The sequence below is a fragment of the Vagococcus allomyrinae genome (assembly GCF_017829975.1).
Taxonomy (GTDB): domain Bacteria; phylum Bacillota; class Bacilli; order Lactobacillales; family Vagococcaceae; genus Vagococcus_D; species Vagococcus_D allomyrinae.
The window spans coordinates 208,248-222,709 of sequence record NZ_JAEEGA010000001.1 but is presented as its reverse complement, the minus strand read 5'-3'; the positions used below and the strand labels follow the sequence as shown (position 1 = coordinate 222,709).

Annotated in this window: 8 protein-coding genes; 2 read left to right on the top strand and 6 right to left on the bottom strand. The window is 40.0% G+C overall.

What is annotated here, in order from left to right:
• Window positions 1-110: 110 nt before the first annotated feature.
• From I6N95_RS00910 to I6N95_RS00885, 6 genes are read right to left on the bottom strand one after another with little or no spacing between them, the layout of a single operon-like run.
• Window positions 111-1,400 carry a hypothetical protein gene (locus I6N95_RS00910; protein ID WP_209524458.1) on the bottom strand — a complete coding sequence of 430 codons (1,290 nt, stop codon included), beginning with the start codon at window positions 1,398-1,400 and terminating at the stop codon, window positions 111-113.
• Window positions 1,393-2,070, bottom strand: a complete 678-nt coding sequence (locus I6N95_RS00905; protein ID WP_209524457.1) for a hypothetical protein — start codon at window positions 2,068-2,070, stop codon at window positions 1,393-1,395. The genes I6N95_RS00910 and I6N95_RS00905 overlap by 8 nt, the downstream gene beginning before the upstream one ends.
• Window positions 2,070-3,560: a response regulator transcription factor gene (locus I6N95_RS00900; protein WP_209524456.1), complete on the bottom strand. Its 1,491-nt coding sequence runs from the start codon at window positions 3,558-3,560 to the stop codon at window positions 2,070-2,072. Before I6N95_RS00900 ends, I6N95_RS00905 begins: the two co-directional genes overlap by 1 nt.
• Complete coding sequence (locus tag I6N95_RS00895; protein WP_209524455.1) at window positions 3,538-5,343, bottom strand: sensor histidine kinase; 1,806 nt, start codon at window positions 5,341-5,343, stop codon at window positions 3,538-3,540. The genes I6N95_RS00900 and I6N95_RS00895 overlap by 23 nt, the downstream gene beginning before the upstream one ends.
• Before the next feature lie 15 nt (window positions 5,344-5,358).
• A complete protein-coding gene (locus I6N95_RS00890) occupies window positions 5,359-7,584 on the bottom strand; it encodes a glycosyl hydrolase family 95 catalytic domain-containing protein (RefSeq protein WP_209524454.1) in 2,226 nt (741 codons plus the stop codon).
• A 1-nt stretch (window position 7,585) separates the two neighbouring features.
• Complete coding sequence (locus tag I6N95_RS00885; protein WP_209524453.1) at window positions 7,586-10,270, bottom strand: beta-glucosidase; 2,685 nt, start codon at window positions 10,268-10,270, stop codon at window positions 7,586-7,588.
• 531 nt (window positions 10,271-10,801) lie between these two features.
• Between I6N95_RS00885 and I6N95_RS00880 the strand changes: the two genes are divergently transcribed.
• Window positions 10,802-12,544 carry an ABC transporter ATP-binding protein gene (locus I6N95_RS00880; protein WP_209524452.1) on the top strand — a complete coding sequence of 581 codons (1,743 nt, stop codon included), beginning with the start codon at window positions 10,802-10,804 and terminating at the stop codon, window positions 12,542-12,544.
• Window positions 12,531-14,282: an ABC transporter ATP-binding protein gene (locus I6N95_RS00875; protein ID WP_209524451.1), complete on the top strand. Its 1,752-nt coding sequence runs from the start codon at window positions 12,531-12,533 to the stop codon at window positions 14,280-14,282. The genes I6N95_RS00880 and I6N95_RS00875 overlap by 14 nt, the downstream gene beginning before the upstream one ends.
• Window positions 14,283-14,462 lie beyond the last annotated feature (180 nt).

The window sequence follows — 14,462 nt, the reverse complement described above, 5'->3', positions numbered from 1 at the left end:
AAAGAATAAGTAATCGTTCGATTATGTCAGCTACTGTCTCTGTTTGATTATGTGGCTAACAAAAACGATGACACTTATTCCTCAGACATCCACTTCACGATTCAACAATCTTAGTTAATCTGCTGGAAAACCTTCAAAAGGGTCGCCAGTTGTTCATTTCCGATGGTAAAATCAGCAACTTCATTTTTGATGACAGCGAATCCTTTCCTATTTTGGAGTGGCATAAACTGAATGGTATCTGTTTTCAATCCATTGTCCCCTAGAAATGTATAGCTCATCGTTAGCTCAGGTTGTTCACTTGCTAGTGGCTCTAGCGACTCATCCCACTCCGACTCACCAGATAAAATGGCAATTTTTTGATAGTCCTTCCGAAAAGTCGCCTCATTCAATTCCTCACCGTTTAACCAAAAGGTCGAATTGATTGTACCTCCATCCTCACTAAGTTGGTGGGTCGCCTCGATTTCATCTCTTGTATCTTCTGTCGTAACGGTCAATGATTTGAGACTACTCAACGGAATCAATGCAATAAACCGATCGATCTTTTCAATTGGAGGAGCCAATAGCACACTGAACTCACTTTCAGGCACCATGTAATAATCAGACGTTTCAACAACTTTAACAAGCCGCTCATTGCCTGAATCAGGCAATGCCCCTACTTCTAGCACCCACTCTTTTTCAGAAGTCGCCAATGTGATCGTTGTGTCTGATTCCTCTAAGGCGGTTATTTGTGCCTCAGTTGGAGTGATAGTTCGGCCTTTAAAATTAGCCAAACGGTTTAAGATCTGGGTCATCCCATGATACTCTACCGATGTTTCTTGATGATAACGGTCAGCCAAATACCAGCCGCTAATAAAGGGGGTTTGTTCAATCCGTGATAACGATGTCTCGGGAGTCAATCGGTAGTCTGTATCTCCTTCCTTAATCGTCATTTCTTGTAAATCATCTTTAGCAATAGAAAATACTTTTTCAGCTTTTAATGACTGCAAATTAAACAGAGCTAGGGACTTATCAGCCTGCTGAGCCTGGTACTGTCGGCCTTTCTCATCCACAATTAAAATTTCTTCTTGTTGATCGTAAAAATGATACGTCCGATGTTGCTGCTCATCAATTAAATCAAAGAGCGGCTCCCCTTCTAGCTCAATTTTTTCTGAGAGTTCCTTACCTTTTACCCCAGCAAGACTCACCATTAATTCTTCTATTGACTCATCAGCTGTCCCGGCACGTTGCCAAACATCCGCTGCTTTTTTCACCTGTACGTGTTCTTCCCCTTGAGCAAAACTAACCTCCGTTAGCTCATGAAAGGTTAACACATTTTCTTTTTCCGCCTTAGCTCCTTGGCAACCACTTAAGCAGATACTTCCTATCATAAGCACTAGGACTTTTAGTAGTCGGCTACTCATTATTGGCCACCTCCAAATCTATCTGAACTTTCCCACTTAGCAATTTAGCTGGCTTAGTAAATAAATAACCAAAAAAAGCAAAAACAAAGAGCATCGCTAGTTTAGGTAACACTAATAACAGCGCCAAAGCGATGCCGATGATCCCGATGAACTGCAACAAAAACTGAGGATGAACGATCAAACTGTAAACTGGCAAGCGTAACAAGCTTTTAAACGACAATTCGAAATTAGCTAAGTAATAGTTGCCTACTAAAAAGCTTAGAAAACTAAACAGTTGAATCAAACCAAAAAGCAAGGCCAGTCCCCACCAACTGCGATTAATAAAGTAGACTATATCAACAATAAGCACCAGGCTTAAGCTGACGTGAAGTCCACTGTAAAGTAATCCCTGAGTCACATTTCTTCTAACAGAACTTAAATAATCCTTTAAGCTCAATTCCCCATATTCTCGGTAATTGTACATGACTTTAAATAAACCAATTAAACTAGGACCTAAAGCGAGTGCCGAACCACTATAAATTAAAATATTATCCATGGTTGGTGGAATAAAAAAGAATGCAACTATTAGAAAGAAATTGAAACAAAGAAAACATAAATTTGTCAAAAAAAAGCCGACAATTCGTTGTGAATACTTAAAAATAGGTTTTGATGTGATATCGGTCGACTTCATTAAGAACATACCTCCTGATTTTGCTTTTTTCGATACTCGTTGGGGCTTACTTGCGTCAATGTCTTAAATTTTTTATGGAAATAATCAATATTATTGTAGCCAACTTTTTCAGCCACTTCATAGATCATTAAGTTACTCTTTTTTAACAAGTTTTTCGCTTCGCGAATCCGTATTTGATCCAGATATTTTGAATAACTTACTCCGACTTCTGCTGTAAATTTTTTCCCTAAATACGAACTATTATAGTTGAAAGTCGTTGCCAAAAATTGTAAATTAAGATCAGCCCCATAGTTTTTAGACGTGTAATGTATCATCTTTTGAACAATATTTTGATTGTCAACATCGGTTAAATAGACTTGATGCAAGCGACTAAATTCGTGCTTTAATAATCTCAAAAGAGCCACTAATGATTGACTTTTCATAATATCTTCCAAAATCGTTTCTTTGTGCTCATCAGCCAAAGGATCATTCAGTCGCTCCTCCAATTCTTGGAATAGGCTTAAAGTAAACTTACTCAGCTCCACTTTGGTTTGGGTTTCGCTGTATTGTTTCCTTTGGAAATAGTGACTTAATGATGCCATGTGCCATTCTTCTTCCACATGCGTTGCAGCAGTCAGTTCTTCCAATAGTCTTTGTTGAATCGCTGAAAGTGATTCTTTTGACGCGCCTTTCTTAGCAATTCCTAACCTCTCACTTGTTAACACTCGCTCTTTAAACAAAAACTGTTTTTGTTCATTGGCCTGAATGTCCTCATAAAGTTTAGCCGTATGATTGCGAATCTGACTGATGATTACCACACCATCCTCCAACTCATTTTCCCAAAACCAATCGTCTGCCAGATCTATCTCAGGTTTGGTGACTTGCGTTAAAAATAAATAGCCATTTGATCCATGGCTAAACTCAAGAACTTCACCTTGTCCCCCTCGCTCACTCAAATAAGCTCGATAACCTTCGACATTGGTTTCAAGAGTTGGCAGTTGTATTAAGGCAAACGGGGCTTGTTTAAGTAATGGTTCTAAACTATTAGCCATCTTTTGATTAATAATCAGCTCCTTAAGGAGATAACGTTTATCCATTGTTTGATAGGTTTCAACGGTGACCTGTACTTCTTTTCGCTGTTTAATTTTCATTACCAACTTCTCAATCGTTTCGATTATTTCCAACTCTTCAACAGGTTTCAACAAATAAGAAAAGGTGCCAATTTTTATCGCTTCTTGGGCATAGGAAAACTCTGAATACCCTGAAAGTAAGACAAATTCAATTTCAGGGTGAGTTTTTTTGACCTCCGCCGCCATCTCCAATCCACTTAAATACGGCATCTTAATATCTGTCAAAACGATGTCTGGTTTAAGTCTCAAGATATCTTGCAGTCCTGCCGCACCATTATCAGCAGTGGCTATTATTTGGCAATCTAGTCCATGCCAATCAATCAACACTTCTAGGCCTTCTCTAACAACTGGTTCATCATCAATAATCATGATTGTTTGCATCTTCTTTACTCCTTTCAAGGGGTAATAACACTAAAACTTTTGTGCCAATCCCTTCAATACTCTCTATTTCAATCCCATAATCGTCCCCATAATAAAGCTGCAAACGTTGTTGGACATTGATCATTCCTACCCGCATGCTCGTGTGATCTTTTAATTCGGCTCGCAATTGTCTTAAGCGGGTGCTTGGCATGCCGATACCATCATCTATTATTTCAATTTCCAAATACTCCGATTCTCGGATATTGACTTGAATATGGCCACTGTTTGTTTTCATTTCAATGCCATGAACAAACGCATTTTCTACCAACGATTGCAGTATCAATGGCATAATCAGATAATTTTCATAATTAATCGTCGCATAAATATCATAGGAAATCCGTTCTCCAAAACGCAATTTTTGAATCGCCAAATACATTTCAATAAAGGCTATTTCATCTTTCAATTTAACTTCTTCTTCATTTTTTTCAAACGATTTACGCATCAGCTTGCTTAACAATTTGATGATTTCTGCCACTTCTGGGTCTTGATTCTTGAGTGCTTTCATGCGGATCATCTCTAAGGTATTGTATAGAAAATGTGGGTTGATTTGACTGGCTAGCCGGTTTAATTCCGAATCTCGTTGCTTAATAAGTAAGTTTTTAGCACGCAATTCATGGTCATAGTTCGTTTCAATCAGGGCCTTTAAACTTTCCATGGTGACATACAATTGTTCATAGACCTCACTAATTTCATCAGAGCCTTGAATGTGCTTAGGAATATCAAAGTCTCCTGTGGCGACATAATTCATTGATTTTTTTAATTGTTTGATTCGAAAATCAAATGAATTAACAAAAAAAATGATCACAATCAATGACACTGCAAAAATGCCCAATATAATCAGATAGCTTGTCAGCATTAATTGCGTTACTTCTTGCCCGATAATTTGTTTCGACGTGACTGTCACTAAACTTAGTGGTGATATCAGGCTCATTTGTAATGTAACATTCCCTGTTAAGACATGATAATCCTGTTTATCCCATTTAATAATACTCGCTGATTCAGCTTGCGAACTGTTTTGTTTGAGAGTAGCTGTCAGCGGCTCCTGAAACGCGTCAAACACCAATGAATTATGATCACTTTGATGAACCAATTGCTGTTGATTAAGTATTAAAAACTCATTATTGGTTGAGGTATTCATAACTTGACTAAGTAAAAAATCTGATACATAGATTGTCAAAACCCCTAACAATTGATCATTGTGGTAGACACTTCGAACGAGCCCCAGATGTTCAGTCTGCGTAATCGAGTCTTGAATCAGCTGCCATGTCAGTTGACCTTGATGATCAACTGCCTCTTGATACCAAGAGCTTGTCTCAATCTCGCTGGTTAATTGAATGACATTGGAATTCGTCAGCAAGGTTGGATTAGTCACAATGAAGCGAATGTTTTCAATCTCACTATAATATTTCAAATAATCATCAAAAACTGGAAACTTATTGTAAGCCTCATACACATCATAGGTTTCTTGATAGGTGGGCGTCACTAATAGAGGTAAATTCGGATCTTGAGCAATCCAATCAGATACTCTTAACACGGTGACAAAGATATTAGCCAAATCGGTTTGAACTTTCTGCGAACTCAATTCAACATCTTTCAATTTCGTATCAATCATATTTTGACGAATCCCCGTTGACAAATAGATTCCCACTAAAATAATTGGCATGACAATTACCACTATGTAAAAACCCAATAATTTTTGTTTGACCCTCATCTTATCGACATACGTCATTAGTCTACGCCACATATTCTCTACCCCTTTTTAAAAATACCAGTCGACAATTTTAGTCTGTCCTTTTGCCAATTCCAACACCTTGATAGCCGTTCCCTTTTTATTGCCAGGAATATTTCCTAGACTAATCGTTAGTTCAGTTCGTTGACTTGCATATAGTTCAATTCTAGCCTGTCCTTCTTTGATATTCCAAACAATTTGATTGATTATAACACCTTTTGGCAAAAAGATTCCGGACATTTTTCCCTTTTCTAACCAATAAGGAACTAGTTTAAACAACGTCAGGTGTTCAGGGGTTTCCATATAACAGAGGCAATCATGAATCACTTTAGGAAATGCCCCATTAGCATCCACATTAAAGACTTCTCCATGATCATAATGCGAGGTGACCATCGTTGAATACATCGCTCTTCGCCTAATTAACAACTCAAAAGACTCTGTTACTTCCTCCAAACGTTCTAATGAAATCCCACACATGATCGCATGAATTCGGCCGTGAGACGAACTTGTATCAGCTTGATCATTTAAAAGCCATGCGCTCATTTTTTCTGTGTACGCTTGTTGGGCACCTTGCCATAACACTTCAGATGTTTTTGTCAATTCCTTGCTTTGAAAAATTGGATAAAACTGCGAAAAGTGCCGATGGTTAAAGTTTTCACTCGTTCTTAGATCAAGCCATTCTCGCAATACGCCATTCTCTGACACGTCATAAGCTGGCAATGACTGTAATAATGGCAAATACGCCTCAGGTAGCGGTTCTTTCAACATGGTCAACATTTCAATCGTATGGACCAACACTTCTTTAAGGGCGGCAATATCCATTGTGGCATTGTCCCCCATCCCATTTTCTGCTGAATAGGATGGCTGAAAGAGAACCTCACCCTCTTTTTCTTGTAAAAAACTCAGATAAAAAGCAATAATTTGCTGATGAAAGGGTAGACAGACCTTTTTTAAAAAGACTTCATCTTGTTGATATTCCCATAATTCAAAATAAAAATGAGCGAGCCAAGCACCCCCTGCCGTCCAAAAAATAAGGGGCCATTCACTGTTCCAATGAACATGTCTTGCCGTCGTACTAGCATGAACTGGAACTAAATACCCCGGGCAATTGTAATAACTCTTGGCATTGATTTCAAAATCGTCATAAAAGTCTGCCAGATGTCGAAAGACTTGTTCGTACTCTTCAAATAAGCCTAAGCTAGCCAAAGATGAAATGGCCAATTGAACATTCGTATCAAAGGTGTAATCACCACTCCATGCAGGCGCAAAAGTCCCAGTCCAGATTCCCTGAAGATTAGGTAGTCCTTTTCCTGAGTATGATAATATGACGTAACGGCTCATGTGGTACAGTTTTTCAAAAAAAATGGTTGGAATTTGTTGAGTGACCTGAAGTTCAGCCATGAGCTCTTCCTGAGTTTTTTGCCACTCTTGAGAATCTGCCAAACTAAAATCAGTCTGATTAAACCGCTGGCTAAATGCCCTAACATGCTGCTGACGTTGGTCCCCATACGACAATGTTGGTAATTGATAATTAACTGGCCACTTGTCACTTAACACCACTTCCAATTGCAAGGTTAATTCCGTCACTTCCGTAAAACTCACTTGCGAGCACTGGGCACAGGCGTTTCCATCTGTTTCCCATGTTAAATGCGTCTCATATCCTGTTTGGTCTCCATACGTATTTCGCTGACAAAGCCCTTGTTTGACAGGCACCATCTTCTGAAAGAGGCCTTCTTCTTGAAAGTCGCTTAGCGATATTGTGACTGCCAGCGGTTGATTACTTGAAAGCTTGACATAAATTTTCGACTGTCCTTTTGGTACAAAGACTTCCTTTGTGATAACTGGCCCTGCCACCTCTATGACAGAGGTTTGAATGACACCATGGGTTAGGTCAATCTGCCGTTCGTAATGTTGAACTGACGCTTGTTGACGCTTAAACGTCAACTCAAAAATAGGATGAAAAGGGTCACTCATCGTTAACCCTTGATACCCTTTAGCCAACGCGCTTTGCTCATAATACTGACTTGCCTTCGAATAGCCATCTGTCTCAATCATTCTTCTCAAATCCGGTAAAACAGGCGCCATATCCGGTAAAAAATTCATGTCTTCACGCTTTAAAAACAGGCGATGATGGGAGCCGATTAAACGCTCCTCGTGAGAGTCTCCAAACAAAATCACGCCTAATTCACCATTACCGGCAATTAATCCTTCTTCCCAACAATTAGCTGGTTGACTGAGCTTGATTTGCTTTATCATCCTATCCTCCCTTCATCGTCTTAATAAAGACGGGCTGATTACTGGTTAGACTAAACGTCTCCTTACCTGTCATTGGTGCTTGCCAAATAATTGAGGAAGGGCCTGAGACTTGTTGAGATTGTCGATGTTGCCCCCAACTGACTACTAACTCAGTTAGTTCAACTGCTTCTAACTCAATCATCATCTCGTCACCTTTTACCGCTTCAACAGCAAAATACTCAACCCTACCTCCTGCCTCCAGCAGAACCCCTTTTTCTTTAAATTTATTAACCGTTAAGGCGATCTGATGATACTCATCAAAATTAGCTGGATCTCTTAAACTACTAAGAGGACGACCTTGGCGAATTCGCCCTTCTAAAGAGAGTGTTGTTTCCCTGACTGTTTCCGAAGAGAAACCGGCACTTATGATTCCTTTTCCACTTGGAAATACCCAACGATTCCAGGCAACATCCCAATAATGAGCCGCCTCGGCTTCAACAACCAGTCTAATTTTCAGCTCTGAATAAGGTGCAACGGTTACTTTTCTAAACCCTACTAAGGATTTTAGCGGGCGTCTTAACTTATCTTCTCCTTCTACCTTCAAATATAGCTGAACGGTTTCCGTAATCGGATGCCCTGCAGTATTTTCAAGAACTAACTCAATGTCAATCGCCTCCCCTTCTTGCCACCGTTCTTGATCGCTAGACAAGGACTTCAACCCTAGTTCACCGAAAGTTAAACCGTAACCAAAGGGATAGAGCACATTGCTTTGGGCATACTGATAGGTCATACCTGTTCGACTAATATCATACTCACTTATCTCTGGGAGCAATCCTTCCTCTTGATACCATGTCTGGCTTAGCTTTCCCGTTGGCGCCACGCGACCGTATATTATCTGGCTTATGGCAGAGCCTAGCTCTTGTCCGCCGTGAGCAGAGAAGATAATCGTCGGAATATTCGCCAATTCACCTAATTCAAAGGGATAACTACCTACAATGACAAGGAGCACCTCTCCCCCTTTTTTCATCACTTGTCGTATCAATTCTTGCTGATACTCAGGCAATGCCATACTTGGACGATCCTCTTGCTCCTTGCCGTTAATCAACGGATGATTTCCTACCACAATAATGGTTTGATCAACTGTCTCTGATATAGCGGCCGCTTCTTGAATACCTTGGTAGTGACACTCAAATATTAATTCAGTCCCCGGACCTTTTCCTGCTACAACTTGCCCATCGGCTAATACCGTTATCTCTTGACCATCCCAAGTTTGCCAAGTTATTTCATCTTGACTGAGCCATTTCTCTTTAATAAACCAGTCGTAAACTTCTGATTGATGTAAGTTGAAAGAAGCATTGTCGGTATATCTTAGATAACGACTTGAGTCACTATCTTTTATTAAATAACTGCCAGCCCCCCAACGCTCCAATGTAAATAGTGATTTGTCCTCACTAGCAATCAACTGGCCATTCTTAATTGATAGATAACGACCATCGGCCAATTTGAAATAGCCTTGACTATCACTATCAACTAATAACACCTGCTCCAATCCTTCATCACGTAACCCTTGATAAATCGTCTTACCATAGGGCGAAATTCCTCCATACCAATCGCGAGGTAAGCGATTAGCAAGAGGGCCGGTTACAAGTATACGCGCTTGAGAATTGAGGGGAAGGTGTTGATTTTTCAAGAGCACGACTTGTTCCAAGGCCACTTGTTGTGACAGTTCACCATGAGTCTGCCCAGCTAATAAGGTCTCATCAACCTGGTCATATGGTGATGGTGAAAACTGACCCATTCGTGCTCTCACTCGTAAAATTCGTCTAACTGCCTCGGTCACATCTTCCTCTGAGATTAATCCTTGTCTATAAGCCAGCCATGCTGCTTCTTCCACTAGTTCTTTTTCATCCACGAAACAATCCACTCCGTGCTTTAATGAATCTGCCAAAGCTTCAGCAAAGCGACCATGATACTTGTACGCCTCAACATTTAAGGTCAAGGCACCACCATCGCTCACGACAAAACCATCCATTTGCCAAGCGCCTTTTACTATGTCATTGATTTCCTCTATTTGCATACATGGAATGCCATTAACGCCATTATAAGCAGTCATCATCGACTGCGCTCGCCCTTCAACAAATGCGGGTTTAAAAGCTTTCAAATAATACTCATGTTTAATCCGTGGATGAATAGTGTTTGATTGATCCTCCCGCCCGATCTCATTGTTATTACCGAAAAAATGTTTTGGAGCCGCTACCATTTTTACGTAAGGCCCTTCACCCTGCATGCCTTTAATCAGACCAACACTTAGTCGCCCCGTCAAATAAGGATCTTCGCCATAAGCCTCTTCATTGCGTCCCCAACGAGGATCCCGCTCCATATCAATCGTAGGCGCCCATAATGTCAACCAACTTCGCTTGCCACTTTGATTGTATAAAATACGAGCTTCAGTTCCGATTACATTTCCCACTTCTTTAAGAAGCTCTGGATTCCATGTTTGCGATAATCCTAAGGGGATGGAAAAACTGGTAGTTGGTGTTCCCTCTCTGACAACAACACCATGAGCCGCCTCCCCTCCCACTTCATAATCACCAATCTGAAGGCGTGAAACACCACTTTGTTTAGTCGATAAAAAACCGATTTTTTCTGCTAATGTCAATTGATTAATTAACGACGTCACTAATTCTTCAAGTTGTTCTTCAGTCATCAACCCGTCTCCTCTCTCTATTAAAACTAGTCTATCAAGAAAGCGTTACCTAAATAATGGATAAATTAGTGGAAAATACGGTAAAAATTCGTCATACCTTCTTTTCTAGCCGCGAAATAAGTCAATATAATTCCTTAGAACTCCCTATACTCCCCCTTAATTCACAACATAAACGATTCATTTGTAAAAAAAACCTTTACATTCTAATTTATTTATAGTAAATTGAAGAAGTTAAGTAAAAGAAGCGAAACTAAAAATTAAGGAAAGGAGTATGACTCATGAAAACTGTTATTTTAATTAACCAATCTCAATTAAATAAAAACAATGTGAATCAACTAACTCCTTATTCGGTCTCTATTTTAGTGCAGCATCAGTCTTTTTTTAAGTAAAAAGTCAGCAAGGCATCACGAGCATATTAAATAACCAAACCGGTAATGTGTGAAGTATGATTCAACATATTATCGGTTTTTTTGTGCGCTTTTTTATCTACTAAACAATTTTAAACGATCTATTAGCGAGGAGTAACTACGTATGTTAAAAACATTTTGGCAGTATATTAAACAGCATCCAGTCATTTATGGACTGGCAACCTTTTTTGCCATTGTATCATCTGGTTTGACTTTAATTCCTAATTTAATTATTCAACGCTTTATTGATGCCATTGTTGATGGGGCCTTAACAAGCGAAAATCTAGGTATTATTTTAAGCATTTTTCTAATCAGCATCATCTGTATTTTTATCACAGACATCATCTGGGTTATGACTTTATTTGGTCAATCTTATCGTTACCAATCAGAAATGAGACGAAAAACTTATAAAAAGTTATTGAATCTAAGGACCCCTTTCTATGAGCGATTCCGCTCTGGGGACTTAATGACCCGCATGACCAGTGACATTGATTATTTAGGAGATACCATCGGTTACGGCTTTATGTTAATTGTCTCCAATGTCACATGGGCCATCAGTATTCTGATCATTATGATCATTACCACGTCTTGGAAGGCCGCAACTGTCAGCGCCTTGCCGTTAGTCTTATTCGGTTATATCGTCTACCGTTTATGGAAAAAAATTGATGTCCTTTATGAAGATAACCGGGACACTGTCGCAAAATTAAGCAACGAAGTCTTAGAAATGGTCGACGGTGTTCGCGTTATGCGAGCTTATGGTAAAAAGAAGCTCGAACAAACCCGTTTTGAAAAACGAACAGCTGCCGTATTAAAAAAAGCCAATAATCTTGTGGTTTATAACGGGGCGATTAATCAAATTGCGAAATTGTTAACTGGCCTCAGTACTGCTATTGGCTTAACTTATAGTGGTTATCTAATCAGTCAAGGTCAAATGACCATCGGCCAACTAATCGCTTTTCAAATCTATTTAGGTATGCTAAGTGGGGCGATTTGGGGCTTATCGGATATTGTCCTGGTCTACCAGCAAGGCAATGTTTCCTTTAGAAAAATTGACGAATTGCTTCAAGCTGAGGATCAATTGGAAAAAAATGGCGAGGAAACCATTGACGCTATTAATGACATTCAATTTAATCAGTACATGTTCCAATACCCGACAAACGAAACCACGACGCTTAAGCAAATTGAATTTGAATTAAAACGAGGAGAAACACTGGGCATCGTCGGGAAAACCGGGAGCGGGAAAACCACATTAATTCGCCAATTATTGCGCCAATACCCAGTAAGCGAAACTGGCACCATTAAAATCAATGGCCGCTTTATTCAAGAGTACGACATGGAAAAATTAGAAGGATTGATTGGCTACGTCCCTCAAGAGCATATTTTATTCTCAAAAACCGTGGGACATAACATTCGTTTTGGAAACCGCCATGCCGATGAAATTGAAATGGCCGAAGCCATCGAGTCAGCTAACTTTACGACAGATATCAGCCACATGGCAGACGGTCTGGAAACCTTAATTGGTGAGAAAGGCGTCTCCATTTCCGGTGGTCAAAAACAACGGGTGTCGATCGCCCGAGCCTTAATTCGCAAGCCTGATTTATTGATTCTAGATGATTCTCTATCGGCTGTTGACGCTAAAACAGAGCGAGCCATTATCGACAATATTCGCACCATTCGCCAAGACAAAACCAATATTATTGTTACTCACCGATTATCGGCCGTTGCTGAAGCGGATAAAGTTCTGATTATTGACGATGGTGCCATTGCAGAACAAGGCTCACCTCAAGAGCTCCTTCGTTCAAAAGGCTGGTACTACACGCAATACATGACACAACAAATGGAGGTGAAAGAAGATGACAACATTTAAACGACTCTTAAGCTATTTTAAATACGAACCTTATCGTTATGGATTTGGGATTTTCCTTTCCCTACTGTCAGCTAGTACGTCAATCTATGTCCCGATGATTGGGAAACAAATGATTGACTATGTGTCTGATCAAATCACCCATAATGCTTCCGTTAACTTTGGTTTCTTAATGCAGAAATTCGGCTTTTTTATGCTGATCACCTTGATTAGCAGCTTGTGCGGCTATACCAGTTATTTATTATTGGCTTATGCTTCAAATAATGTCAGTAAAAAATTACGGGATGAAGCGTATGGGCATATGCAAAAACTACCGGTTTCCTACTTTGATGATAAACCTGCGGGGAAGATCTCTGCCCGCATCGTCAACGACGTGGAGTTATTAAGAACTAATTTTTATCTAAATTTTAGTAATACCGTCATTATTGATATCCTGACGGTCTTGGCAATCTATGTCGCCCTCTATTGGGTTAGCCCGCAAATCGGAACAGGATTGTTAGTCTTACTGCCATTCTTTGCGATTTGGCAATGGATTTACGTCAAATTGGCTGCCCCGATTAACAAACGCTGGCGGGAATCAGTCAGTGAACTCAACAGTCACACTGCTGAAATCGTCCAAGGGGTGTCGATTGTGCAACTTTATCATCAGCAAGACAATATGCAGGCTGATTTTGAAACAACCAATCAGAAATGGTTGGACACTCGACTAAAATCCATTCGTCTAGACGCAACCTTGTCCTGGGATTTTTCAACCTTTATTAAAAACCTTGTGATGTTAGCTGTTTTGATGTATTTGGGCACTCAGTTTGTCGATGGGATTATGGGCTTTTCCATCGGGACGATTTACGTCATTATCAATTATATTTCGCGGTTGTTTGACCCCATTTTAGAGCTTGTGCGACTGATGTCCACTTTACAGCAAGCTTTATCTGGCGCCAAACGAGTATTTGAATTGTTAGATGAGCCCGTTGAAGCTGACAGCCCCCAGGCTATCAAGTTTACGGAAGGACATGTTCTCTTTAATCATGTCACCTTTGGCTATCAGCCGGAAAAACCGATTTTAAAAGACATTCATTTTTCCGCTGCCAAAGGCGAAACCATTGGCTTGGTTGGGCACACTGGTTCAGGCAAAAGTTCTATTATCAATTTGCTGTTCCGTTTTTACGACCCGCAAAAAGGCCAAGTTTTAATCGACAACCAAGAACTAGCGGATCACAACCGGGAAAGTATCCGAGAGCACATGGGTATTGTCTTACAAGAGCCTTACCTCTTTAGTGGAACGGTGGCAACCAATATTAGCATGAATGATCCTAAGATCACCGACGAGATGGTCCAAGAAGCCATTGAAAAAGTCGGCGGAAAATCCTTAATCGACAAACTGCCATTAGGCATCCACGAACCTGTGGTCGAAAAAGGACAAGCCTTCTCTTCTGGTGAACGCCAATTGATCGCTTTTGCCAGAACTTTAGCTAGCGATCCTAAAATTTTAATTCTGGATGAGGCCACGTCGCACATTGACACTGAAACTGAAGAAATTATTCAACACGCCATGGAAGTGGTCAAAGAGGGACGAACCACTTTTATTGTGGCCCATCGTTTATCCACCATCCAAAATGCCGATCAAATCATCGTCTTAGATCACGGCGAGATTAAAGAGCAAGGCACTCATGATCACTTGTTGAACTTAGGTCAACGCTATGCGGAGATGTATCAACTGCAAGCGAAAGTCTCAGCGAATTAAGAACTAACCACCATTTTAACAACCCGAACAAACAAAAGGATACCTAACTATAATAGTTAAGTATCCTTTTGTAAGTATATACTTCACATCTGAATACAGCTTTTTCTTAATACCTCCAATCACAGCTCTTTAATAAAAATGTACGAGGCCGTGTATTTCAGCGATATCCGCTAAATTAAA

Coding starts and splice junctions, on each gene's coding strand:
- I6N95_RS00885 (WP_209524453.1), bottom strand. CDS start 10,270: ATGACTGAAGAACAACTTGAAGAATTAGTGACGTCGTTAATTAATCAA.
- I6N95_RS00875 (WP_209524451.1), top strand. CDS start 12,531: ATGACAACATTTAAACGACTCTTAAGCTATTTTAAATACGAACCTTAT.
- I6N95_RS00895 (WP_209524455.1), bottom strand. CDS start 5,343: ATGTGGCGTAGACTAATGACGTATGTCGATAAGATGAGGGTCAAACAA.
- I6N95_RS00890 (WP_209524454.1), bottom strand. CDS start 7,584: ATGATAAAGCAAATCAAGCTCAGTCAACCAGCTAATTGTTGGGAAGAA.
- I6N95_RS00910 (WP_209524458.1), bottom strand. CDS start 1,400: ATGAGTAGCCGACTACTAAAAGTCCTAGTGCTTATGATAGGAAGTATC.
- I6N95_RS00880 (WP_209524452.1), top strand. CDS start 10,802: ATGTTAAAAACATTTTGGCAGTATATTAAACAGCATCCAGTCATTTAT.
- I6N95_RS00905 (WP_209524457.1), bottom strand. CDS start 2,070: ATGAAGTCGACCGATATCACATCAAAACCTATTTTTAAGTATTCACAA.
- I6N95_RS00900 (WP_209524456.1), bottom strand. CDS start 3,560: ATGCAAACAATCATGATTATTGATGATGAACCAGTTGTTAGAGAAGGC.